Source organism: Paulownia witches'-broom phytoplasma, assembly GCF_019396865.1.
GTDB classification, from domain to species: Bacteria; Bacillota_I; Bacilli_A; order Acholeplasmatales; family Acholeplasmataceae; genus Phytoplasma; species Phytoplasma asteris.
This window is the reverse complement of the sequence record NZ_CP066882.1, coordinates 82,215-105,649: the sequence shown is the minus strand read 5'-3', so window position 1 is coordinate 105,649 and position 23,435 is coordinate 82,215. Positions and strand designations below refer to the sequence as shown.

The 23,435-nt window shown below is 28.4% G+C and carries 25 protein-coding genes; 13 read left to right on the top strand and 12 right to left on the bottom strand.

Annotated elements, in window-relative coordinates:
- Positions 1 to 94: 94 nt before the first annotated feature.
- Complete coding sequence (locus HGD80_RS00565; protein WP_225904380.1) at positions 95 to 1,348, top strand: AAA family ATPase; 1,254 nt, start codon at positions 95 to 97, stop codon at positions 1,346 to 1,348.
- Between the two features lie 70 nt (positions 1,349 to 1,418).
- Here the strand turns inward: HGD80_RS00565 and HGD80_RS00560 are convergent, their stop codons facing one another.
- Positions 1,419 to 2,678, bottom strand: a complete 1,260-nt coding sequence (locus HGD80_RS00560) for an rRNA adenine N-6-methyltransferase family protein (protein ID WP_225904379.1) — start codon at positions 2,676 to 2,678, stop codon at positions 1,419 to 1,421.
- A gap of 572 nt (positions 2,679 to 3,250) precedes the next feature.
- Here HGD80_RS00560 and alaS point away from each other — a divergent pair.
- From alaS to HGD80_RS00510, 10 genes are all read left to right on the top strand, one after another.
- Positions 3,251 to 5,845 carry an alanine--tRNA ligase gene (alaS, locus tag HGD80_RS00555; protein ID WP_219475058.1) on the top strand — a complete coding sequence of 865 codons (2,595 nt, stop codon included), beginning with the start codon at positions 3,251 to 3,253 and terminating at the stop codon, positions 5,843 to 5,845.
- 110 nt (positions 5,846 to 5,955) lie between these two features.
- Positions 5,956 to 6,180 (top strand): hypothetical protein, encoded by a 225-nt coding sequence (locus tag HGD80_RS00550; protein WP_219475057.1) that lies wholly within the window; start codon positions 5,956 to 5,958, stop codon positions 6,178 to 6,180.
- 12 nt (positions 6,181 to 6,192) lie between these two features.
- Positions 6,193 to 6,648, top strand: a complete 456-nt coding sequence (gene ruvX, locus HGD80_RS00545; protein WP_219475055.1) for a Holliday junction resolvase RuvX — start codon at positions 6,193 to 6,195, stop codon at positions 6,646 to 6,648.
- A gap of 1 nt (position 6,649) precedes the next feature.
- Complete coding sequence (locus HGD80_RS00540) at positions 6,650 to 7,234, top strand: O-methyltransferase (RefSeq protein WP_219475053.1); 585 nt, start codon at positions 6,650 to 6,652, stop codon at positions 7,232 to 7,234.
- 52 nt (positions 7,235 to 7,286) lie between these two features.
- A complete protein-coding gene (gene greA, locus HGD80_RS00535; RefSeq protein ID WP_219475051.1) occupies positions 7,287 to 7,757 on the top strand; it encodes a transcription elongation factor GreA in 471 nt (156 codons plus the stop codon).
- Complete coding sequence (locus HGD80_RS00530; RefSeq protein WP_219475050.1) at positions 7,747 to 8,316, top strand: YqeG family HAD IIIA-type phosphatase; 570 nt, start codon at positions 7,747 to 7,749, stop codon at positions 8,314 to 8,316. The genes greA and HGD80_RS00530 overlap by 11 nt, the downstream gene beginning before the upstream one ends.
- A 7-nt stretch (positions 8,317 to 8,323) precedes the next feature.
- Positions 8,324 to 8,902, top strand: a complete 579-nt coding sequence (gene yqeK / locus HGD80_RS00525; protein WP_219475047.1) for a bis(5'-nucleosyl)-tetraphosphatase (symmetrical) YqeK — start codon at positions 8,324 to 8,326, stop codon at positions 8,900 to 8,902.
- Positions 8,899 to 9,459 carry a 16S rRNA (guanine(966)-N(2))-methyltransferase RsmD gene (rsmD, locus tag HGD80_RS00520; RefSeq protein ID WP_219475046.1) on the top strand — a complete coding sequence of 187 codons (561 nt, stop codon included), beginning with the start codon at positions 8,899 to 8,901 and terminating at the stop codon, positions 9,457 to 9,459. The genes yqeK and rsmD overlap by 4 nt, the downstream gene beginning before the upstream one ends.
- A 49-nt stretch (positions 9,460 to 9,508) precedes the next feature.
- Positions 9,509 to 9,724 carry a YneF family protein gene (locus HGD80_RS00515; RefSeq protein ID WP_219475044.1) on the top strand — a complete coding sequence of 72 codons (216 nt, stop codon included), beginning with the start codon at positions 9,509 to 9,511 and terminating at the stop codon, positions 9,722 to 9,724.
- A 4-nt stretch (positions 9,725 to 9,728) separates the two neighbouring features.
- Complete coding sequence (locus HGD80_RS00510; RefSeq protein WP_219475041.1) at positions 9,729 to 10,076, top strand: super-infection exclusion protein B; 348 nt, start codon at positions 9,729 to 9,731, stop codon at positions 10,074 to 10,076.
- Positions 10,077 to 10,165: 89 nt separating this feature from the next.
- Here HGD80_RS00510 and HGD80_RS00505 read toward each other — a convergent pair whose 3' ends face one another.
- The 8 genes from HGD80_RS00505 to pepV all read right to left on the bottom strand — a co-directional run bounded on the left by HGD80_RS00505 (position 10,166) and on the right by pepV (position 15,861).
- Complete coding sequence (locus HGD80_RS00505) at positions 10,166 to 10,594, bottom strand: OsmC family protein (protein WP_219475038.1); 429 nt, start codon at positions 10,592 to 10,594, stop codon at positions 10,166 to 10,168.
- A 59-nt stretch (positions 10,595 to 10,653) separates the two neighbouring features.
- Positions 10,654 to 11,505: a lysophospholipid acyltransferase family protein gene (locus tag HGD80_RS00500; RefSeq protein ID WP_219475035.1), complete on the bottom strand. Its 852-nt coding sequence runs from the start codon at positions 11,503 to 11,505 to the stop codon at positions 10,654 to 10,656.
- Positions 11,499 to 11,990: a dihydrofolate reductase gene (locus HGD80_RS00495; protein ID WP_219475033.1), complete on the bottom strand. Its 492-nt coding sequence runs from the start codon at positions 11,988 to 11,990 to the stop codon at positions 11,499 to 11,501. Before HGD80_RS00495 ends, HGD80_RS00500 begins: the two co-directional genes overlap by 7 nt.
- Positions 11,987 to 12,853, bottom strand: coding sequence for a thymidylate synthase (locus HGD80_RS00490; RefSeq protein WP_219475030.1), 867 nt, complete (start codon positions 12,851 to 12,853; stop codon positions 11,987 to 11,989). The genes HGD80_RS00495 and HGD80_RS00490 overlap by 4 nt, the downstream gene beginning before the upstream one ends.
- Before the next feature lie 44 nt (positions 12,854 to 12,897).
- Complete coding sequence (locus HGD80_RS04715; protein ID WP_225904378.1) at positions 12,898 to 13,215, bottom strand: hypothetical protein; 318 nt, start codon at positions 13,213 to 13,215, stop codon at positions 12,898 to 12,900.
- Between the two features lie 41 nt (positions 13,216 to 13,256).
- Positions 13,257 to 13,952 carry a M20/M25/M40 family metallo-hydrolase gene (locus tag HGD80_RS04710; RefSeq protein ID WP_225904377.1) on the bottom strand — a complete coding sequence of 232 codons (696 nt, stop codon included), beginning with the start codon at positions 13,950 to 13,952 and terminating at the stop codon, positions 13,257 to 13,259.
- Positions 13,918 to 14,274 (bottom strand): hypothetical protein, encoded by a 357-nt coding sequence (locus HGD80_RS04705; protein WP_225904376.1) that lies wholly within the window; start codon positions 14,272 to 14,274, stop codon positions 13,918 to 13,920. Before HGD80_RS04705 ends, HGD80_RS04710 begins: the two co-directional genes overlap by 35 nt.
- Before the next feature lie 210 nt (positions 14,275 to 14,484).
- Entirely contained in the window at positions 14,485 to 15,861 is a 1,377-nt protein-coding gene (pepV, locus tag HGD80_RS00480; protein WP_219475027.1) for a dipeptidase PepV, read from the bottom strand.
- 550 nt (positions 15,862 to 16,411) lie between these two features.
- On the opposite strand from pepV, the gene HGD80_RS00475 reads away from it, so the two are divergent.
- Both HGD80_RS00475 and HGD80_RS00470 read left to right on the top strand, forming a co-directional pair.
- Entirely contained in the window at positions 16,412 to 17,428 is a 1,017-nt protein-coding gene (locus HGD80_RS00475; RefSeq protein ID WP_225904375.1) for a hypothetical protein, read from the top strand.
- A 92-nt stretch (positions 17,429 to 17,520) separates the two neighbouring features.
- Positions 17,521 to 18,735, top strand: coding sequence for a hypothetical protein (locus tag HGD80_RS00470; protein WP_219475025.1), 1,215 nt, complete (start codon positions 17,521 to 17,523; stop codon positions 18,733 to 18,735).
- Between the two features lie 125 nt (positions 18,736 to 18,860).
- On the opposite strand, the gene pyk is transcribed toward HGD80_RS00470, so the two are convergent.
- The 3 genes from pyk to gpmI form a co-directional block, all read right to left on the bottom strand.
- Entirely contained in the window at positions 18,861 to 20,201 is a 1,341-nt protein-coding gene (pyk, locus tag HGD80_RS00465; protein ID WP_219475023.1) for a pyruvate kinase, read from the bottom strand.
- A gap of 68 nt (positions 20,202 to 20,269) precedes the next feature.
- Positions 20,270 to 21,637, bottom strand: a complete 1,368-nt coding sequence (locus HGD80_RS00460; RefSeq protein ID WP_219475020.1) for a 2-hydroxycarboxylate transporter family protein — start codon at positions 21,635 to 21,637, stop codon at positions 20,270 to 20,272.
- A 202-nt stretch (positions 21,638 to 21,839) separates the two neighbouring features.
- Positions 21,840 to 23,378, bottom strand: a complete 1,539-nt coding sequence (gene gpmI, locus HGD80_RS00455; RefSeq protein ID WP_219475019.1) for a 2,3-bisphosphoglycerate-independent phosphoglycerate mutase — start codon at positions 23,376 to 23,378, stop codon at positions 21,840 to 21,842.
- Between the last annotated feature and the right edge of the window lie 57 nt (positions 23,379 to 23,435).

The window sequence follows — 23,435 nt, the reverse complement described above, 5'->3', positions numbered from 1 at the left end:
ATTCACTTTTATTAATTTAATTACACACAAATTTAATTAAAATAATTTTTTTATAACCTTTTCTTTTATAAATTTCATCATGGAGACTTACTTAGTGTTTTTCAAACTTTTTAACAAAAACAAAATTATTATCTGCTTTATTTTGCCATTATCTTTAATTTTATTATTTTTAATTAGTCTAGAATTATCATATTTTTGGATAGAAAAAAATCAATTAAAAAACGCTTCTTTAATAAATATATACGAACTATTTGCAAAATTTAAAGCCAACGAAATTAAAAAAATTCATTATACTTATAAAAGCCAATACAGCATTTGGAACAAAGAACATTATTTAATCCAAGCAGAAAGTTTTGATAATCAAAAATATTATTGTAAAATGGCAGCCTCCAATTATGATTATTTAGTATATGCTTTTCATTCATATAAAGATGTTTTGGTAGAAGTCAAAGAAAATATCCAATTTAATTTTTTAGAATTATATTTCAAATTTATAAGTTATCTTTTTTCTTTTATTTTTGGATTTTATATTTTAATTCATCTTAAACAAATGTTATCAAACAAAATAAATAAATTTAATACAAACATTGATTCTTCCAAAGACAAAATAACTTTTGCAGATGTAGCAGGTCTTGAAGAAGAAAAAAAAGAAATCCAAGAATTAATAGATTTCTTAAAACATCCTCAAAAATATTATAAAATGGGCTTTGCAATTCCTAAAGGAGTATTATTAGAAGGACCTCCAGGAACAGGAAAAACCTTACTTGCAAAAGCATTAGCTAATGAGGTCAAAATTCCTTTTTATGCTGTTTCTGGTTCTGAATTTGTCGAAGTTTATGTAGGCGTTGGAGCTTCTAGAATAAGAGATTTATTTCAAAAAGCCAAAAGCACTACTCCTTGCATTATTTTTATTGATGAAATAGATGCTTTAGGAGCCAAAAGAAAAAACAACTCCATCATAGAATCACGAGAACACGACCAATCCCTAAACCAACTTTTATTAGAAATGGATGGTTTTTTTAAACTTTCACAAATCATCATTATTGCTGCTACTAATAGAATAGATATACTAGATCCTGCTTTGATTCGTCCAGGTAGATTTGACCGTAAAATCAAAATTAATTTACCTAATCTAAAAGCTAGAGAAACTATTCTAAAAGTTCATGCTAAAAATAAAAATATTTCTTTGGATGTTGATTTTTACAAATTAGCTTTAATTACTGAAGGTGCATCAGGTGCCCAACTTGCAGCCATTCTCAATGAGGCTTTAATTTTGGCTATCAGAAATAACAAAGACCAAATCAATAAACATTTTTTAGAACAAGCAATTAAACGCATATTAAATTAATATTGCCAAATCCCTAAAATATAAAAAAGTTAACTTAAAATAAGTTAACTTTTTATTTTATAAAATGATATTATTTTGTAACATCAGTATCAGCAAAAATAAAAACTTTGGTTGGTAAAATTGCACTAGAAACAAAAATTTGATTTTTAGTATCTTGAATTTCTTCTACACCATCTCCAATAATGTGTTTTTCACGTAAAAATGGCAAAAAGCGATATTCAACAAACCTAATCTTATTTTGTTTAATTACTGTGGCAAGGTTTTTATTTAGTTCTTGCAATTGTTCTTGAGAAAAAATACTCAAAGGCAAAGTAGAAACTATCCCTTTTATTTGTTTTATTTGAGTTTCATCAATTTGCTTCTTTAACAATTCAATAAAATTACAAGCATCTCCTTCGATAACTGTTAAACCTGGAAATTTATTTATCAAAACATTACATAATTCTTTATCATATTCCAAAGCAATAACATTTTGGGCTCCAAACTTTTGTACTAAATATTTAGTAACATTACCACTGCCTGCTCCTAGTTCCAAAATTTTTTCACCTGTTTTTAAACCTGTGTCTTGTTTTCCTTCAAATTCAAGCACTAAATTACTTAATTGTTTAGCAATATCTTGTGATTCAGGAAAAAGAGAAGAACCCATTTGTTGAGGGTAAAACACCAATTCTTTGGCATGATTCCAATCACTTGTTTCCCTAGGAATAACACAAATCAAAAATGCTCCTAGCACTAAAAGTGCACCTTTATAAAAAGGATGAATTTTTATTTTTTGCACTCCGATTAAACCCATTGCCAAAAGCAAAAAAGAGACAAAAAGTTTAAAATAAGCTACTGTTAAATTGTTTTGGTAATAAGGATTAATAAAATGCGATTTCAAATCCGCTTTAAAACCAAAAATAATAGCAGATAACAAAAAATAGCAAAAAGGATGAACAAAAACTATCCATACTTTTTTCCAACCCAAAAAAGTAATTGGTCGTTTCCACACATAAAAACAATAAATCAAAGGGGCAAAAACATATTGCAAATAATAAGGAATTAGCTGCATTTGCCAATTTGCAGAAATAAAATGCTGTTTGTGGTCTTCAATAAAATCACAAAAAACCAAACTTATAATTAAAATATTTACCAAAGCAACAAAACTTAATATTTGATAAAATTTAGTAGTTCTATATTTAGTTAAAGCAATTATTGCAACTACCAAAATTAAAAAAATACTTTGTCTTGTATAATGAAAAATATTTTTACAATAAGCAAATGAGTCTAGATGCGTTTGCAAACAACTATCAAAAAGCCCCCAAATTAAAATTATTGAAGAAAAAATCACTAACAATAACGAGCTTAAATTTTTTTTAATTTTAATAAAATGAATTGAAAAAAATGAAGAATTAAAAAATTTGTAAAAAGATGTGATTTTCACTTTTGATACCTTCACTTTTTGTTTTTTGTATGATTATAATTATTTGTTTTTGACTCAAAAAAGAAAAAAATTAAATTAATAAAAAATCGAAATAAATTAATAAAAAATGTTAAATTAAAATTATTTTGTTATTTTAAAACAACAATTAAATTATATCATTTTTTAAAACAATCCTTTTTATAATTATCAACAATTAAAAAATAATATTTTTAGCTTTTGCAAAACCAAAATAAGTCAAAAAAATAACGAAAAAATGCAAAAAAAAATAACGAAAAGCCATAAAAAAATGTTAAAATTAAGTTTGATCGGTTTTTTCATTTTATACACATGTTAGATATCAATTATATATCACAAATCAAAATTAATTCAAAACGCATTTTAATAAACTAATTATTATTTGTATCACAAAAGAACAAATCAAAGACCAAATTAATATCAAATATCACCCCAAATTTCACCCAATTAAAGGAGTTTTTATAATGACATCTTTTGAAATTAGACAAATGTGGCTCAAATTTTTTGCAAGCAAAAACCATCACATCGCAAAATCATCTTCTTTGATACCACGAAACGAAGCTAACTTATTATGGGTTAATGCAGGCATTACCCCTTTAAAAAAATATTTTGATGGCACACAAACACCTCCTTTTAGACGCATTACTAACGTGCAAAAATGTATTCGTACCAACGACATCAAAAACGTAGGAAAAACCTCGCGCCATCATACTTTTTTTGAAATGTTAGGCAATTTTTCTATCGGAAATTATTTTAAAAAAGAAGCTATCCACTACGCCTTTGAGTTGTTAACTTCGCCTAAATGGTTTGCTTTTCCCTTAGAAAAACTCTACATCACTTATTTTTTTCAAGACCAAGATACTTATCAATATTGGCTTGACTTAGGAGTAGAAAAAAACCACCTTATTCCTTTAAAGAGCAATTTTTGGCAAATAGGTCCTGGTCCTTCTGGTCCTTGCACCGAGATTTTTTTTGATAGAGGAAAAACTTTTGACCCTCGCAACAAAGAACTAATTATCCAAGATTTAGAAAACGACCGCTTTATCGAAATTTGGAATATTGTTTTTTCTCAATATAATTGCGACCCTAAATTACCTATCGAAAAATATCAAGAACTACCAAGCAAAAACATTGATACTGGGGCTGGTTTAGAACGTTTAGCCTGTATTTTGCAAAACACCAAAACCAATTTTGAAACAGACCTTTTCTTTCCTTTAATAAAAGCTTTGGAAAAAAAGACACAAATCAAATACACAGGACAAGAAAGTTTTAAAATTATTGCAGATCACTTAAAAACTTTGGTTTTTGCAATCAATGACGGAGCAGTCCTTACTAACGAAAAAAGGGGCTATGTCTTAAAAAAATTATTACGAAGAGCTGCTAACGAAGGCAAAAAACTAGGTTTAGACAAACCTTTTTTACATCAATTAGTGCCTCCAACAGTTGCAATGATGAAAGTTTTTTACAAAGAACTATGTACCAACAAAGAAATGATTGCCAAAGTGCTATTGCAACAAGAAAATATTTTTGAACAAACTCTCAAAACTGCCGAAAAAACTTTTTTACAACATCTCACCCAAAACACTTTATCAGGACAAAACTTTTTCAAATTATACGACACTTACGGCATTCCTGAAGATTTAATTTTGGATTATGCTAAAAAGAAAAACATTACAATAGACTACCAAAAATTCCAAGAATTACTCCACGACCACCAAAATTTAAGTAAACAAAATCAAACATCGCAAACACACATGAATAAGCAAGAAGAAGCATTTCTCCAATTTTTAACTCCCAGCGCATTTATAGGTTATACAAATTTTACTTGCAAAACCAAAGTAATCAAAGTTTTTGACAAAGGAATAGTGCTTGAAAAAACACCTTTTTATGCTAATATGGGAGGACAAATAGAAGATGAAGGTTGGATTGACAACACCAAAGTTACCAAAATAACTAAACTACCAAACGGACAAATTTTGCACGAAGTTCAAGGCAACTTTTGCGAAGGTCAAGAAGTTTATGCCTGCATTGAAAAGACTAAACGTAATCAAATTTCTTATCATCACACAGCAACACATCTTTTAGAAGCAGTTTTGCAAAAACAATTAGGCAGCCACCTCAAAAAACAAGGTTCATCAGTGGGATTTAGCTCTTTACGTTATGATTTTAATCATTTTGAAAAAATTACTCCCCAAACTTTATTACAAATAGAAAAAGAAGTAAACCAACTAATTCAAAAAAGTGTTCCAGTCAAAATTGAACAACTTTCAATCCCAGACGCCCAAAAAAAATACACCACTCTTCTAGAACAAAATCAAAAAGCCAAATACAAAGACAAAGTAAGAATCGTAAGTATTGATACTTTTTCAGTGGATTTATGCGGAGGAACACATGCCACAAATACTAAAGATTTAGAACATTTTACTATTTTGTCATGCGAAAGCATTAGCTCTGGTATCTACCGCATTGAGGCAGTTTGTAATAACAATTGCCAAGAAAGTCTCAACGCCAAATTAGTTCCTTACCAAAACGACTTGCACCAACTAACCCAAAAAGCAAAATCCTTACAAACGCAAAACCTCATTTTTGATGTTAAAAATTTTCCTCCAATAACCCAAAGTTATCAAGATATTCTCAATTATCAAAAACATATCAAAGCACAACAACAAGCCTTAGTTCTTTTTGAAAAAAAAGTTTTAGAATATCATCAAAAAAATATGGTACAAGCAGAATCTAATTTTGTACCACCACAAATTACCAAAAAAATGATGTTAACCATTGAAGAAGAAAAACCTTTAGAAGTTCTCAAATTTTTTATGAATCATATTTTTGATAAATACCATTTAGAAGTTTTATTTTTATCTTATGTGCAACCTGAAAAAATTGTTTTTTTATGCAAAAGCAAAACTCTACATGCAGGTAATTTGATTAAAGAAGCTGTATCCTTGGTTTGTGGTTCTGGTGGTGGCAATGCTAGTTTAGCTCAAGGGGGCACCAAAAAAACTAAAAATTTAGAACAAGTGCTTAATTTTGTAAAAACCAAATTAGAAATAAATTAAACTGTTTAAAAAATTTATAATAAAAAAATCCTAAAGGAAAAAATTCCTAAAATTATTAAAAATAATCAAAATTCCTAAAAATTCCTAAAAATTGTTAAAAGGTGTTCGAAATGACAAAAAACAACAAAATAAAAAAGAAAAAAATAATCAAAGCAGAAGAAAAATTAAAATTAAACCCTTTTGAAACCCCAAACCCACTATTTTTCAAATCTTTTAAACAATTATTAATAAAATTATTTGCCCAAAAACACAAAAAAATTGATAAAATGAAGTTGAACCAAAACCAAGAAAAAAAGAATAATTTTTATCATTTAAACCATTTTTTTGACAAATGAGAATGTTTTATTATGTTAAACTGCCAAAATAATGCATCTTTGGGGTTGGATTTAGGTGAAAAAACTTTAGGTATCGCTTTATCACAAACAGGAATTATTGCCCAAAACCTCAAAACTATTTTTTTTGCCACCCACAAATACGATCGATTGATTGCACCTTTACAAGAAATCATTTCTCAATATCAAATTAAAACAATTGTTTTGGGATACCCCAAACACATGAACAACGACATAGGAATTAAAGCCAAAATAAGTAGTGATTTTAAAAAAACGCTAGAAAACAAGTTTGAGCAAGTAAAAGTAATTTTATGGGATGAACGTTTATCTACCGTACAAGCACTCCAAATGTTAAAAACCAATAACAAAAAAAAGGGCAAAATTTTGCAAATGAAAGACGAAATTGCAGCAACCATCATTTTACAAAATTATCTCGATTATATCAAATTACACCCAAACAAAGAGCATTGAAATGTTTGGTTTTAACAAAGAAAAAAACTTACAAAAATTAAAAAAATACGCCCAAGAAAACAAAATCCCCATTATCCAAGACCAAGGATTAGCTTTGTTACTTGATGTAATTTCACAAAACAAAATCACAAATATTTTAGAAATCGGAACTGCCATTGGATATAGCGCTTTGGCTATGAGCTCTCTTAGCACTAAAATTGATACTTTAGAAAGAGATTTTATAAATTATAATTTAGCTAAAAACTTTTTAAAAGAAACTCCCTATCGCATAAATGTAATTTGGGCAGAGGCGTTAATTTATCCTACTTGCAATTTAAAAAAATATGATTTAATTTTTATTGATGCTGCCAAAGCCCAATATCAAAAGTTATTTTGCAAATATGCTCCTTTACTCAAAAAACAAGGCATTATCGTTTTTGATAACCTTAATTTAAGTTGTTTTAAAAAAGCCAAAACGACTAAAAATAATCAAGGAATTTTCAAAAAAATGCATAATTTTCAAACTTTTTTAACAAATCACCCAGATTTTTGCACCACTTTTCAAGATGTAGGTGATGGGTTGATTATTTCTTATCTCAAAAAATAATTTAGGAATTTTGAAAAACCATCAAAAAATAAAAAAAGAAGGTCTTTTATTTATGAATAATAAAATTTATGAACTTACCCAATCAGGAATAGAAAAATTAAAAAAAGAATTAACTTTTTTAAAAGAAGTTAAAAGAAAAGAAAATTTAGAAGCTTTAAAAGAAGCGCGCGAACAAGGAGATTTATCCGAAAACGCTGATTATGATGCTGCTAGAAACGAACAAGCTTTAATAGAACATCGCATCTCAGAAATCCAAAATATTTTAAAAAATGTCCGCGTAGTTAAAGTTTCCAAAGAAAGAGAAGTAAGTATTGGCAAAAAAGTATCTTTGGAGCTTTTACACACCAAACAACAACAAGAAATTGAATTAGTAAGCACCTTGGAAGCAGATCCTTTTACCAACAAAATTTCGATTGAATCTCCTTTAGGACAAAATATCAAAGGGCACCAAATAGGAGATGTTGTTTTTGTTACCGGCGAAACTGGAAACACTTTTAGAGTCAAAATTGTAGATGTCCAATAAAATGACTTGCCCCAACAAACTTTTCATTCCTCAACACTATTTTCCTTGTGTCTTGCAAATTCCTTTTGAGTTGTTTCAAAAACAAGGCATTAAAGCGTTAATTTTTGATCTAGACAATACTTTAATTGAATGCAACAAAGATATTTTAGATGAACAAATTAAAAACCTTTTAACTAAATTATCTCTTATTTTCAAAGTCGTTATTCTTTCTAATGCCTCTAAAAAACGCCTCCACAAAGTTTTAAAAAATGATTTTACTTTTATATATTTAAATTTATTAAAAAAAAAACCATCCCCTACAGCTTTTCAAAAAGCATGCCAACTTCTCAAATTGGAACCCACACAAATGTTGATGATAGGAGACCAACTTCAAACAGATATCAAAGGAGCTAATCAAGCAGGTTTTTGTTCTTTATTGGTAAAACCCCTAAATCGCTTTCAAGAAAGCGCGTTTACCAAATTCAATCGTTTTTATCGTGAAAAAAAGTTTTTAACCAATCTCAAAAAACAAGATTATCACCTTTGGAAAGAAAAATTTCAAGACTTTGAAGGAAAATGAAAATAATATGTTGTTACACAAAATTCGTCAAGCTGTCGAAACTAAATTAAAAAACTATCCTTTGCGGTTAGAACACACTATAAGAGTTTATCGCACTGCTACCAAAATGGCAAGACATTATAACAAACCTTTGTTGCCTATTCAAATTGCAGCTTTATTTCATGATTACACCAAAAACGACACCTTAGAACAACAAAAACCCTATCTTACTCAAGCCAATATCCAAAAATACAGCAAAACGCCTGCTATTTTTCACGCTCTATCTGCTGCAAACATCTTAAAAAAAGAATTTGGCATCACAAATGTCACTATTCTTAATGCCATCAAAAAACATGTTTGGGGTGATAAAAAAATGAATTATTGCGATAAAATTGTATTTTTAAGTGACAAATTAGAACCTCAACGAAATTTTTCCCAAATAAAATATTTTCAAAAGCTAGCCTACTTTAACCTCAATCAAGCCGTATATGAACTTCTTAAAAGTAATTTTGATTATTTCAGCCAAAAAGGATCCCCTTTGCCTTACAATTACCAAGAAATTTTATCCTCTTTGAAAAACTCCATCAAAAGAAAAATATTTTCATGACAAAGACAACAATTATCATCGGAGGAAAATTCAAAGGACACAAAATCAAACTAGTGCCATCACCTCACACCAAAGCCACTAGCTCTTTGGTCAAAGAATCTCTTTTTAATACTTTTGGAGCCTCAGTCCAAAACAAAATCTTTTTAGATTTATTTGCAGGCAACGGTTCTTATGGTTTTGAGGCTTTAAGCAGAGATGCTAAACAAGCCTATTTTGTGGATGCTTCATTAAAAGCTTTTCAAACCTTAAAAGAAAACCACCAAAAATTAAAACTGGATTTAGAACAAAGCATTATTTTTTATGGCCATTTTATTCAAGCTTTAAAAAAATTCCAAAAAGCCAACTTGATTTTTGATTTTATTATTTTAGACCCTCCTTATTTTAAAGATTTTTATTTACCTGCTTTTGAATATTTAGACAAATTAACACATCAAAATAGCATTATTATTTGTGAATTACATCGCAAAATTGTTTTGCCTACACAAATTAAAGAATTTGTTTTACAAAAAGAAAAACAATACGGTAATAAAAAAATTCAATTTTATCAAAAAATTTAGACTTTCACCAAGGAAAAAACAAAAAAGAAAAATAAAAAAGGAGTTCAAAATGAACAATATTTGGTTATATGTAAATCCAATTATAGGATTTTTATTAGGCGGGGTTTTAGGAGCTTTTTTAATGTTTCATGGGTTTAAAAAACATTTACAACAAAATCCTCCCATCAGTGAAAAACAAATCAAAGAAATGTTTCGCCAAATGGGTCGTACCCCTTCTGAAAAACAAATTCGTCAAATTATGAACAGCATGAAACAAGGCAAATAAAATAATGTTTGAAAGTATCTTTTTTAAATTTATTTTTATTGTTTTTATTTGTCTTTTAGTTATTTTTATAATGAATTATTTTTATCGTAAAAATGTTAAAAACAAAATTATAAATTATTTATTGTCTTGTAGCAATTTAGAACAAGAAATATTAAAAAGTTTTTTGCAAAATCCTCACAAAACTTTTTCCTTGACAAAAGATGCCAACATTACCAAAAATTTATTACAATTGAATATCATTTTTTTAAAAGAAATAGTTTCGGATGCTAAATATAATAATTATGTTTTTAACCCTTTAATAAAAAAAATTATTCACAAAAATAAAAATTTAAAAAAAATTTACCATGAATAATTTTGATCATTTAAACATTTATAATTTCAAAGTTATATAATAAAAAAACACCTTTAAAAGGTGTTTTTTTATTATATCATGAAAAATTTTTATTCTGTAATCAATTCATTGTAATTTGCAACTTTAACAGAAACATTTTCATCAGCACTAATTAAACGAGAAATAGGGCATCTTTTATGAGTTGCATCTGCGATTATTTCAGTTTGTTCCAGCGTCATATCTTGAATTCCTAAAATAGCAGTAGGTTTAAAATAAAAACCTTTATCATCTTTTTGCATTTCTAAAGTTACTTTTACTTTTAAATCTTTATTTGTATAGACTTGTTCTGCTAAAATCTTTTTAGAAGTTTTATAAAAACAAATTGCCCAAGAAAGACAAAATAAATCAACAGGTCCTGATTGTTTGTTACTTGGTTCTAAAGCTGAAACTAATTTTTTAGTGATGCCTTCTTTTTCTTCAAAAAAACATAAATCATCTAAATGGGGATTAAAATAAGCAGTTGTTTTAAAAATAATCATATTATAAAACCTTTCTTTATTAAAAAAATATTTCTTTTTTTATGCATTTCTTTAAGCATCTATTTTATTATAACATCAAAATAAGTTAAAATATAATTATTTTGATTAAAACTAGAGTTGATAATATTTTGCACATCAATAGCTACTTGATGCATATTTGTATTGCAATAATGATCGTATTTTAAAGGAGGATGAATAATTATTTCTACTACTTTTTTTTGCCAAAAACGCTTATTTTTGATTTGACTGGCTCCTTTGATAGTTAAAGGCAAAATAGAAGATTTACTTTTGCAAGCAATTTTAAAAGCTCCTCCTAAAAGTGGCATTGCTTGTTCGTTATTTCTATCTTTAATGCCTCCCTCAGGAAAAACTACCATTGCCATACCATTTTTAACTTTAGGCACTGCCTTTATTAAATTTTGGGCAGTTTTTCTGATATCATCCCTTGAGATTACCATACAATCCAAAGATAAAAAAGCTAATTTTAAAAACCATGCAGTTCCAAAAAAACAATTAAAATTTTGTTTGGGAGCAAATGATAAAGTTCTTGGAATAACACTTGTAATAACAAAAGGATCGGTGTATGACTTGTGATTGGCATAAATAACAACGTTTTCTTTTGAAGGGATTAAATGAGGATTTCGAACTACTACTTTAATTCTTAAAAAACGGTTGACAAAACGCGACAAACTACGCGAAACAAATCCTTTAAAATAATGATTATGGGGCAAAAAAGTCATTAAAACGAGGCAAAAAACCAAAATTATAAACGTTATTAAAAAAGCAAACAACAAGCCCAAAATTAAATTAACTGGCAGTTTGTAGCAAAAAGAAAAATCAACTAGCATAGTTTTGGAAGTTTGCAAAAAAACAAATGTTAGCCAAACGAAAACAAAAATAAAAGTTAACATTTGGGCGTATCTAATTTCTTTTGATAAACGGCAAAAATTAATTGTGGGTGAATTTCTTTTTGGATTAATTGGTATTGTGATAAGTCAATTTTGGGAAAAAAAACATTTCCTTGATGTCTTTGTAAAATGTGGGTGATGTATAAAGTTGTTACCCAAGGTAAGGTTTGTTGATAGATTTTTCCTCCGCCAATAATAAAAATATCTTGGACAGCATCACTTGCCATGAAGGATTGCAAATCAGAAACAACAGTACAATTAGGCAATTCCAAATCATGTTTTAAAGATGCTACATAAGTTTTTTTAAAATTAAAGGGCTTATTTTTGAAATAATTTTTTAAGGATTTATAAGTTTCATACCCCATTAAAACATTTTGATTAAGGGTAATTTTTTTAAAATATTGTAAATCTTGGGAATAATGCCAAGGTAGTTTGTTGTCTTTGCCAATCAAATAATTGCCGTCAAAGGCAGTAATTAAATTAATCATACAGCAATATCGCCTTTCAAAATGCCATCACATTGATAATTTTGCAAAGTAAAATCACTAAATTTAAAATCATCAATATTTTTGATGTCAGGATTTAAAATCATTTGAGGTAATTTTTTAGGAGTTCTTTGAATTTGGGTCTGAACTTGTGCAAGGTGATTGGAATAAATGTGGGCATCTCCTAAAGTATGGATAAATTCGTAAGGTTGTAAGTTAGTTACTTGTGCGACCATCATAAGTAATAAAGAATAAGAAGCGATATTAAAAGGTATTCCCAAAAAAACATCTCCACTACGTTGATATAATTGCAAGGAGAGTTTGCCTTGATGAACGTAGAATTGAATTAAGACATGACAAGGTGGCAATGCCATTTGGTTTAATAAGGGCGGATTCCAAGAATTAAGAATCAAACGCCTGGAATTGGGATTGGTTTTGATTTCAGAAATTAAAAATTTGATTTGATCAACGCCATTAAAATCGCGCCATTGTTTACCATAAACAGGACCTAAATTACCGTGCTTTATGGCAAAAAGAGGATCATTTTTAATTTTTTCTACAAATTCTTTTAATGTTTCATTTTGAAAAAAAGCTGATTGTTTATATTTTTGATAAGGCCATTCATTCCAAATATTAACATTGTTTTGTACCAAATAACAAATATTAGTATCCCCTTTTAAAAACCATAAAAGTTCGTGGATAATTGATCTAAGATTCATTTTTTTAGTAGTTAACAAAGGAAAACCTTCTTCAAGATTAAAACGCATTTGGTAGCCAAAAACACTTTTGGTACCTGTATTAGTGCGGTCGTTTCTAAAACTGCCTTTTTGCAAAATAAAACGACATAAATCTAAATAAGTATTCATAATTGTATAACTCCTTGTTTTTTAATTGAATAAATGTTTGATGTTTATCGGGACAAAAGATATAAAACTTCTGTGTAAATGGCAGTTAAGGTAATTAATTGGTCAATTGAAATAGATTCATCCACTTGATGAGCTAAAGACTTTTGATTGGGGAAAACAGGTCCGAAAGGAACTAAATTAGGGGCACATTTAGCATAAGTTCTACCACCACTACACAAAGGCGCAGTTAAAAAATCATGAGTATGTTTTTGATAAATATTTACTAAAGTTGTTATTAATTCGCTATTGGGATTGATATACATAATAGGATAATGAAAATCAGTTTTTAAAAGAAATTGATTCTTTTTGGCTGCTTTTTTCAATTGAAAAAGGGTTTTTTCAAATGTAATTCCTTTAGGATATCTTAAATTAAGAGTAAAAAAGCTTGTTGTTTTTCTAATATCAAAAAACCTGATTGACAAGTTAAACTTGTGGTTTTTTCATCCAAGTGAAAAATTCCTATTTTATGACCATCTAAGCTATCTACTAAATAATCGTTAAAAAAAATTACTAAATTATTAGTAATGCCTAACGCTTTGAGAACTTTCATCAAATCATAAAGGGCGTGTTTGCCTCTTTCTGGAGTCGAACCGTGTACTGATTTTCCATAAAAAGTTATTTTTAACAAATATCCTTGCGGTTCTAAAGTGGCTTTAGTATCGTTTTTAGGCAAACAATTATTAAATAAAGTTTTATAAGAGGGATCAAATTTTAGAACTGCTTGTGCCAAATCAGGAACTACATTTGTTGCTTTACCACTTTTAATACTTATAATTCTGTCATCCAATACCACACCTTGCAAAGAAAAATCACAAAGACCTTTTTCACAGTAAACAGCAGGAAAACGACTATCAGGAACAAAAACAGACACAGGCACTTCAGGCAATTTAGTAAAATAATGTTTCATACAACGAAATCCAGTTTCTTCATCCACACCCAAAATTAATTTAATCCTTTTTGATAAAGGCAATTTGAGTTCTTTCAAGATTTTTAAAGCAAAATAAGCAGCAATTGTAGGTCCTTTATTATCTTGTGCACCTCTTGCCATAAATTTTTTCATTGGCAATAAAACCTTTATAAGGGTGATGAGTCCAACCAGTTCCTGCTGGCACTACATCCAAATGACCAATCATACCAACCCATTCTTTTTGGTTGCCGTATTCAATATGACCAACGTATCCTTCTAAATTCAGGGTTTTAAAGCCGCTTTGGGAGCCTAAATCAAGCATAAAATCAAGGGCTTGTTGGTTTCCTTCGCCAAAAGGAGCGCCTGTTCTATTAGAATCAAAGGTGGTAAGTTCAGCGTTAATTTTTAATAATGTTTGCAAAGCCTCAATTAAGGCGTCTTTTCTTTTTAAAACCTCTTTTTTAAAATCAATCATTTTTTTTTATAACCCCTTTAAAACTTTGGATGGATAATTTTTTATGTTTTTGTATCAAAATAATCCAAATAATTATAAACACAAGTAATGGAAAAATGAACTTTTAAATTTTTGTGAAATATAGAGATAAATTTTTAATTTTTTGAAGTTTTTGCAAGTAGCAAAGTTGGATGCCAAATGTCTGGTTTTAAAAACAATAGGTTGTTAATTTTATTTTGCTAATTCATATAAAGCTTCTGTGTAAATGGCAGTTAAGGTAATTAATTTATCAATTGAAATAGATTCATTTTTTTGATGAATTAAAGAAACTTCATCGACAAAAGTAGGTCCAAAAGGTACTAAATTAGGGGCGCATTTTGCAAAAGAACCACCACCCACACACATAGGTTTGGAAACTAAATCATTAGTATGTTTTTGATAAACTTTTAATAATGTTTGCATTAATTCACTTTTAGGATCAACATACATAATGGGATGATGAAGGGTAGTTTTGAGGCAAAAATGTTGGCTCTTGGCTGCTTTTTCCAATTGAAAAAGGATTTTTTCAAATGTAATTCCTTTAGGATATCTTAAATTAAGAGTGAAAAAAGCTTGATTATTTTCTAATTTTAAAACTCCAGAAAAACAAACCAAATTATAAGTTTCTTCATCAAAGTGATTAATGCCTAATTTTTTTCCATCCAAACTATCTACCAAATATTGATCAAAAAAATCAACCAAAGTATTTGTAATTCCCAATGCTTTAAGAACTTTCATCAAATCATAAAGGGCATTTTTTCCTGTTTCAGGAGTCGAACCATGCGCAGAAACGCCGTGAACTTCAAGCTTTAACAAATCGCCTTGTGGTTCTAAAGTGGCTTTGATGCTGTTGGTTTTAACAAAATTATGAAATAAATCTGAGTAGTTAGGATCAAATTTTAGAACTGCTTGTGCCCAATCAGGAACAACATTAGAGGCTTGCCCGCTTTGAATACTTACAATTCTATTATCTAAAACTGTGCCTTCAAAAGTAAAATCCCCAATTCCTTTTTCGCAATAAATAGCAGGAAAATGGCTGTCAGGAACAAAACCAGATACAGGTAATTCAGGGACTTGTTTAAAATAGTGTTTCATACAACGAAATCCAGTTTCTTCATCGACACCCAAAATTAATTTAATTCTTTTGGAAAACGGCAAATTTAGTTCGTGCAATATTTTCAAAGCCCAGAAAGCTGCCATTGTAGGACCTTTATCATCTTGAGTTCCTCTGCCATAAAGCGTGCCATCAACAATTAAAGCCGCATAAGGTGGATAGCCCCAACCAGTTCCTGCTGGCACTACATCCAAATGACCAATCATACCAACCCATTCTTTTTGGTTTCCGTATTCAATATGACCAGCGTATCCTTCTAAATTCAGGGTTTTAAAGCCGCTTCGGGAGCCTAAATCAAGCATAAAATCAAGGGCTTGTTGATTTCCTTCGCCAAAAGGAGCGCCTGTTCTATTAGAATCAAAGGTGGTAAGTTCAGTGTTAATTTTTAATAATGTTTGCAAAGCCTCAATTAAGGCGTCTTTTCTTTTTAAAACCTCTTTTTTAAAATCAATCATTTTCTAACCTCTTTTTTATTATTTTTATTTTTTTTGTTAATTTTGTTAATTTTAATTTTTTTGTTTGTTGCTTGTGTTGTTTTTTGTTTGTATATTTTGTTGGAAACACTTGCAAAATCAAAAACACAAACACAAAATAAAATGTAAGCGTAGATAAGGTATTTTTTTAATTTCGGTCATAATAATCAATATTAATCTATATAATAAAGCAGATATTTGAGCAAAAATAAGAGGGAAAGGCGAAAAACAAAATATTAATTCTACATTTATTTTTATACTTTATCTACATCTTAATACTTAAATTTTAACATTATTTTAGCATTTAAAAGAAGAAAAATATTTTTTTTATAAAAAATAAAAAAGTGTTTCTTTTTCGTTTTGATTCAGTTATAATATTAGTGGATTTTAAAGGAATTCGAGAAATTTTCAAAAACCGCTAGTAATAAATTCGTTTAAAATTCTTTAGTTCATCTTAAACTTTTTGCATTTTACAAATTTGTACATTTGGATTTTGCAAAGATTAAGATATTAGAAAGCAAAAATAAAATCATTGAAAAATATTTACCAAAAACAACCTTGTTTAAAACAAAGGTTTATTTATTGTTTAAGTGCATTATTACTTTTGATCTTATTTGTAATAAGTTTTAATTACACTTTAAAAGCTGCTCCAACAGAACCAATAGATATCAGCACTATTGAAAAAAATATAGGATCTTTTGAAAGTGCACCAAATGAAAAAAAAATCATTGAAAAAATTGTAAAAAATCAAAAAAATATAAGTGGTCTTGCTATTGGAGACGATTTAGAAGTTGTTTCGATAAACAATAACAAAGCAACTGTCAAAGCAAAAGAAAATTCTAAAAAAATTAAAGGTCAAGTAGAGGTTATTTTTAATGTAAAAGAAGACCTAAATGTTTTAATTCAAAATAAAGCTTTAGGGGATATAGAATTAAATAAAATTCACAGTGAAGCATTGATTTCTAATGAGGATTTATTAAATGCCATTGAAAGTAAAAATAATGGTTTAGTAATTACAAAAGAAGATATTTATTTTCCTAAAAAAGATCGCTCAAAAGGTTATATAACCATTGAAGCATTGGATAAATCTCCTAAATATAAAGGAAAAGCTAAATTAACTTATCAAATTAAAAAAATAAATAAAGAAGAGTTTATTGCGGAAGTTAAAAAAAAATATAATATTCCATTTGACTCAACCATAAAACAAAATCAATTAGATGAAACAATTGAAAATGTAATTGCAGAAGAAGTAGGAAACCCAGATTCAACTAAAGACTTAGTTATGCAAAAAGTTCAAGAAGCAGTCGCACTTTTATTAAATGATGGCAATACTTTATCTGAAACATTAACAACTTCTATGCCCAATGAAGAAGAGTTGCAAAACAACTCACAAACAATATTATCTCCTAAAATAACAAGCGAAAAAACAGATAATAACAAAAATACAAATTATGGATTTTATATTGTTATTGCTTGCATTATATTAATTTCCATCACTTTTTTAAGTTTGCTTTTTGTTATTTTTAAAAAAAGAAATACTCATTCATAATTAAAAAATATCAAAGAGGTTTATAGCCTCTTTTTTATTTTATATTTATAAATTTATAAAAAATAAAATAGAAATGTTGGAAAAAAAGATAAGTGAAAATACCATCTTTTAAAAAAAACATAATTATTGTAATAATAATCTTTTCTATACTTTTAATAATATTTGGTTGGTTAGGATGGCAAAATAACTTTTTTGCTTTAGAAGCTTCACAAAATTCTACTAAAAATACTTCTTTATCCTCTAAAAATTTTAATTATAATGATTTACAAGATTTACCAAAAAACCAAAATGAAAAAATCGAAAAACAAGCTCCAGAAGCAAAAGAAAACAATTTAGATAATCCCAATCAAAAAGGAAAAAAAACATTGTATCCACAAATAACAGAAATTGAAGAAAATGAAGAAATAAAAGAAACACCCAAATACAGACCAAAAGCAACTCCCAAACCTAACCCAAACAACAACACACAAACTATCAAAAAAAATCCTCATTTACAAAAAGCCAAAAATAAAAGAAAAGTGGTGCAAAAAAAACTAGTTTACCAAAACCAAAAAATTATTGATTTAAAAGAACAAATCTTACTTTTGGAAAATGAAAAAAACAAACCCAAAGAACTAGATAATCAATTTAGTGATCAAATTAAACCTCAATTGGAATCTCAAATCCAAGGAATGAACATTTATAATGTATATTTAGGGAAAAAAAGCGATAAAGATATGGCATTAGAATGGTTACGAAAAAACTTTTCTAATCAACATTATCAAATTAACTTTTCTTATGGTTTGTATAATTCTCAAATTATCCAATCCACAGTTTTTTTTGATTCACGAATCAAAGAACCACCACCCCAAAACCTTTTATTAGTTTATTTTGATGGAGGCACAAGAGATAAAGCTAATAATTGTTATTCTTTGGAGGCATTAAAAACTTTAGGTAATGGTGCTCAAAATATGTATATTCTTTGGCAAGATGAAAGTCCTTTTAATGACAAAAACTTTATTCAAAACAACTTTTGCACTGACCTTATTTATGAAAAAGGATCTTTTTTAGGTGGACCTTCTTATTTGAATGTCAAACACATTGCTTTAAAAAATATTAACACCAATGAAATTATTGCCACTTTTCCTGTTAAATGTAAAATTGAAGTGCCTTGTTCACTTGATGGACTAGATTTAGAGTTAAAATTTCCTTTTTATAACTACAAAATAGAAGGTTTATTATCAAATACTCATATCAAAAGTCTTAGAAAAATTAATGTATATTCTAAACACACAGGACAATCAAAAACACTTTATTACAAAATTTAAAAAAAAACAGTAGATTGAATTTGCAATCTACTGTTTTTTTAATATAAAATATGAGGTAATAACTACCTAAATTATAATTTGAATGTTTTTTTGATGTATGCTTGGTTCGTTGTTATTTAATGTTATTATTTAAAATAAAGCATCCCATCTTTAACAACAAGACAATTACTACTTTGATTTTGGGTAAGTTCTTCCAATTTAGTTTGTAATTTGGTTTCAGAAACAAAAGGACAAACCCCAAAATTTAGTACTAAACGACGAGCTTCTTGTTCAGTTTTAACTAAAGCCAAAACAGGAACGGATGGATGAAATTTAGAAACATTATAAGCATCTTTTAAGTCATAGACAACAATTGCTTTAACATCGGTGCGTAAAGCCAATTCCACAGCACTTAATAAAAGGTTTCCTTTGGAGTTTTTAGGTTGGTATACTTGTGATAAAGCTTGATAATTAACTACTTTTTCAGCTTGATAATTAATTTTTTTCATATAAGTTACTGCTTCTACAGGATATTCACCTGAAGCACTTTCGCCCGACAGCATAGTAAAGGTGGTGCCTTCTCTAACTGCATTAAAGACATCAGAAGTTTCAGCTTTGGTTGGACGCGGATTTCTTTGCATAGATTCTAACATTTGAGTAGCTACTACAACTGGTTTGCCGTATTCTAAACATTTAGTAATCATACGTGTTTGGTAAAGTGGTACTAATTCACAATCAACTTCTATTCCTAAATCACCTCTTGCAACCATAATACCGTCTGATTCTTGAATGATTTCTTCTAAATTATCAACACCTTCTTGATTTTCTATTTTAGAAATAATTTGGATGTTGGAATTTCCTTGTTCTTGTAAAATTTTTCTAATATCTTTGACATCTTGAGCTCTTCTAACAAATGAAGCAGCAATATAATCAAAATCTTGTTGGGCAGCAAAAACAATATCTTGATAATCTTTAGGAGAAATAAAATCCATTTCTAAATTAACTTTAGGAACATTTACACCTCTACGAGATTTGATGGAGTGAGTATTTTTGGCTTTAGTAACTAATTGTTGTTTGACTTCGTCTTTGCCTACAACTTCCAAAGATAAGTATCCATCATCAATATTAACCATATCGCCAACTTTTAATTCATTGTATAAATTAGAATAACTAACTGAAAAAAGTTTAGCATTACCTAAAACTTCTGTCATAGATATTTTTACTTCAGAATCTTTTTGAATTGTTACTACACCATCAAATTCGTGAGTTCTAATTTCAGGTCCTTTAGTATCTAACATAAGTCCTGTGTGTTTGTCTAATTTATCGCTAATAGTTTTAATGGTTTTCATTAAAAGTTTAGTTTGTTCGTATTGAGCGTGAGAAAAATTAAATCTTGCTACATTCAAACCTGTTTGAATTAAGGCTTGTAAAATGTTTTTATCATAAGAAGCAGGTCCTAAGGTACAAATTATTTTAGTTTTGTTCATGAATAACTACATCCTTTTTTGTTTTTTAAAATATAAAAATGATTGTCAAAATTAGTTAAATTATGACATTATGACATATAAAAAAATTTAAATAAGAAATAAGCCAAAGTATAGATAATAGGTCCAATAATTCTAGTAGCAATCATAATAAAAGGTAATAAATTGTCTCTTTTACTTATTGACATTATTCCTAAATGTCCAGTTCCTCCTACACTTAAAGCACCTAAACCAGCTGTAAGAGATGTTTCAAAAGGATAAAAACCCAAATCTTTAGCAAGAACAAAGGATACTAAAACAACTACCAATAAAGCAGTTAAAACCATAGTTAAAACAGGTATTTGTTTTATTCCTCCCATTAATTGTTGCCATTTAACTGTCATTCCCAAACCTGCTAAAATAGGAGTAGTGAAATTTTTAGATATTACTTGTCCTGCTTGAGAAATATGACTTTGATTTTCTTGTGATAATAAATTAAAAACTCTAATCAAAATTAAGAAAAGAATAAAATAAACTAACGATTCTAAATAACCCCATAATAATTTATTTAAAAGACCACTTAAACTAAATAATACAAAAATCATCGTTAAACCCATACCAATATTTTTATATTCTAAAGGAGATTTTTTCTCTGTTGGTTTGGGTGTAAGTTTATTGTTTTTGTATTCTAATTTTCCTTTACCACTAAATTTAGTTTTATCAAAAATAACATACATTAAGCCAGCAAATAAAATACTTAAACATCTAGCCATAATTAAAGGCACTATAATTGCTGTTCTAATAGTTTTTTGATCTAATTGAGGAAAAGCATCTTTATAAATACCATTTGCAAAACCATTAATACCTAAATTAGTTCCTCCATTTGTTAACGGAACAGCTACATAAAAAATAGAGTCTAAAAAGGAACCTTGAGTGCTAAACCCTTCTGGTTTTTGATAATTAAATAAGAATCCTACAAAACCAACACTTAAAATAGCTACTAAACAAACAATTAATGTTAAAGGAAGAAACTTAGAAAGCGATCTTTTTAATAAATTTCTATCAACACTTAAAATACTTCCAGCAATAACACAAGTTATAAAAAAGTTAGCAAAATCAGATCCTAAATGATTATTTGGTGTTTTGGTACTGAAAAAATTTTCATTACATTTGTCTGCTAAATCTTGCGGTATCCATCCTTTATAAACTAAATAAGAAGGAACAAAAATACAAAGCAAAAATCCTAATCCTATTTTATTTAAATAAGGGACACTATCGCCAATAAAATTAAGACCATATCCTAAGACAAAAATAATAAATAAAGGGGTTAAAAGAGGGTGATATAATTTTTTTATTCCCCATTCTTTAACTGCAAAAAGATGTAAAGCACAAACAGCTACAAAAAAAAGAAACATTAAAGGGTGAAACCCAAAAATCTTTATTTGTTTGTCTTTTTTCATTATAATTTACTCCGATACTACACAAAAAAATAAAATAACTAATAAATTTATAAATATGATGTAATATAAATAATAAAGTTATAAATAAATGGTTAATAAATTGTTTTTTTGTGATTTTTTATTTTCAAAATTATTAGCTAAATAAGTAATCAAAATCACTTAAATAATTAATTATGGTATTCTTAAATAATAAAGTTAATGATTAAACTAGTTTTTTAATTAAACTATTTCCTGTCATTTCTTGAGGTTTTTTAATTTCTAATAAATCTAGCATTGTGGGTGCAACATCACATAAAGATCCCGGTTTTAAGACAACATTTTTATCTGTAACGATGAAAGGAACTAAATTAGTGGTATGAGCTGTGTGTGGATTTCCTTGGTTATCTGTCATTTGTTCGGCATTTCCATGATCTGCTACAATACAGGCTTTGCCTTTAACTGCAAAAATGGCATTTAAAACTTCTTTAAGACAGCTGTCTACTGTTTGAATCGCTTTAATGGTAGCATCTAAAAAACCAGTATGTCCTACCATATCAGGATTTGCAAAATTAAGAATTAAAGTATCGTATTTACCAGATAAAATAGCAGTTTTAGCATGGGTGGTAATTTCTAAAGCACTCATTTCGGGTTTAAGATCATAAGTTTTTACTTTGGGAGAAGGAATTAAGATTCTATCTGCATTTTTTAATTGCAGTTCCTTGCCACCATCAAAGAAAAAAGTTACATGAGGATATTTTTCAGTTTCTGCAATTCTTAGTTGGTGCATTCCTAAATTGGCAATTACTTCACCATAAATATTTTTTAGAGTTATTTTTTCAAAAGCAACTACACTTTTAACTTGAACGCTGTATTTAGTCATTGTTACTAAAAAAAGATTATTTAATAATTTAGTACCGCAAAAATTGGTTTTACCCTCAGAACAAAAAGCATTAGTAGCACAAGGATTAGATAGAGCAGTTGCAAGACGCATGGCGCGGTCAGGACGAAAATTAACAAAAATAACTGCATCATTATCATTAATTAAACCATTTGGATTGGTAATAAAAGGAGTGATAAATTCATCTGTAATGCCTTGATTATAAAAATTTTGTATAGTGTTTTCTAATGGCAAGTCAATAACAGGAGCTTGTTTGGATGTAAGCATATTATAGACTAAATTAATGCGGTCCCAATTGTTATCACGGTCAAGAGCATAATATCTACCAACAACAGAAGCAATATTAAAGCCATAATCAAGAAGGTCTTTGATGTAGTTAATACCTGAATGAGGACTTGTGTCTCTTCCATCAGTAAAAGCGTGTAAAAAGGTGTTGTTTGCTAAATTGTTTTCTTTTAATAAATCAAATAAAGCTTTAAAATGATCTAAATGAGAATGAATTCCTCCATCAGAGATAAGTCCTAAAAGATGCATTTTACTGTTGTTTTTTTTAACATGTTTGATGGCTTGAAGAAATTGTTTGTTGGTGAAAAAAGATTTATCACGAATAGCTTTATTAATTTGAGTAAGCGATTGATAAACAACTCTTCCTGCTCCTAAATTAAGGTGTCCTACTTCACTATTTCCCATTTGACCTTGGGGAAGACCCACTTCTTCACCTGAGGCTTTAAGAGTGGTATTGGGAAAGTTTTTTAAAAGATAATCTAGATAGGGAGTCTTTGCCAAATGAAAAGCGTTATTTTCTTTTTGGTCGGTTAAGCCTAAGCCATCTAAAATAATTAATCCTACAAATTTTTTAGTCATATTCCCAAACTCCTTACCTCAAAAGAACATCTTAAACGATGGTTTTGTCAATAATAA

Bases quoted from the DNA above. Each gene is read 5' to 3' on its own strand.
- alaS (WP_219475058.1), top strand. From the start codon at position 3,251: ATGACATCTTTTGAAATTAGACAAATGTGGCTCAAATTTTTTGCAAGC.
- HGD80_RS00550 (WP_219475057.1), top strand. From the start codon at position 5,956: ATGACAAAAAACAACAAAATAAAAAAGAAAAAAATAATCAAAGCAGAA.
- ruvX (WP_219475055.1), top strand. From the start codon at position 6,193: ATGTTAAACTGCCAAAATAATGCATCTTTGGGGTTGGATTTAGGTGAA.
- HGD80_RS00540 (WP_219475053.1), top strand. From the start codon at position 6,650: ATGTTTGGTTTTAACAAAGAAAAAAACTTACAAAAATTAAAAAAATAC.
- greA (WP_219475051.1), top strand. From the start codon at position 7,287: ATGAATAATAAAATTTATGAACTTACCCAATCAGGAATAGAAAAATTA.
- HGD80_RS00530 (WP_219475050.1), top strand. From the start codon at position 7,747: ATGTCCAATAAAATGACTTGCCCCAACAAACTTTTCATTCCTCAACAC.
- yqeK (WP_219475047.1), top strand. From the start codon at position 8,324: ATGTTGTTACACAAAATTCGTCAAGCTGTCGAAACTAAATTAAAAAAC.
- rsmD (WP_219475046.1), top strand. From the start codon at position 8,899: ATGACAAAGACAACAATTATCATCGGAGGAAAATTCAAAGGACACAAA.
- HGD80_RS00515 (WP_219475044.1), top strand. From the start codon at position 9,509: ATGAACAATATTTGGTTATATGTAAATCCAATTATAGGATTTTTATTA.
- HGD80_RS00510 (WP_219475041.1), top strand. From the start codon at position 9,729: ATGTTTGAAAGTATCTTTTTTAAATTTATTTTTATTGTTTTTATTTGT.
- HGD80_RS00505 (WP_219475038.1), bottom strand. From the start codon at position 10,594: ATGATTATTTTTAAAACAACTGCTTATTTTAATCCCCATTTAGATGAT.
- HGD80_RS00500 (WP_219475035.1), bottom strand. From the start codon at position 11,505: ATGTTAACTTTTATTTTTGTTTTCGTTTGGCTAACATTTGTTTTTTTG.
- HGD80_RS00495 (WP_219475033.1), bottom strand. From the start codon at position 11,990: ATGATTAATTTAATTACTGCCTTTGACGGCAATTATTTGATTGGCAAA.
- HGD80_RS00490 (WP_219475030.1), bottom strand. From the start codon at position 12,853: ATGAATACTTATTTAGATTTATGTCGTTTTATTTTGCAAAAAGGCAGT.
- HGD80_RS04710 (WP_225904377.1), bottom strand. From the start codon at position 13,952: ATGAAAAAATTTATGGCAAGAGGTGCACAAGATAATAAAGGACCTACA.
- HGD80_RS04705 (WP_225904376.1), bottom strand. From the start codon at position 14,274: ATGATTGATTTTAAAAAAGAGGTTTTAAAAAGAAAAGACGCCTTAATT.
- pepV (WP_219475027.1), bottom strand. From the start codon at position 15,861: ATGATTGATTTTAAAAAAGAGGTTTTAAAAAGAAAAGACGCCTTAATT.
- pyk (WP_219475023.1), bottom strand. From the start codon at position 20,201: ATGAACAAAACTAAAATAATTTGTACCTTAGGACCTGCTTCTTATGAT.
- HGD80_RS00460 (WP_219475020.1), bottom strand. From the start codon at position 21,637: ATGAAAAAAGACAAACAAATAAAGATTTTTGGGTTTCACCCTTTAATG.
- gpmI (WP_219475019.1), bottom strand. From the start codon at position 23,378: ATGACTAAAAAATTTGTAGGATTAATTATTTTAGATGGCTTAGGCTTA.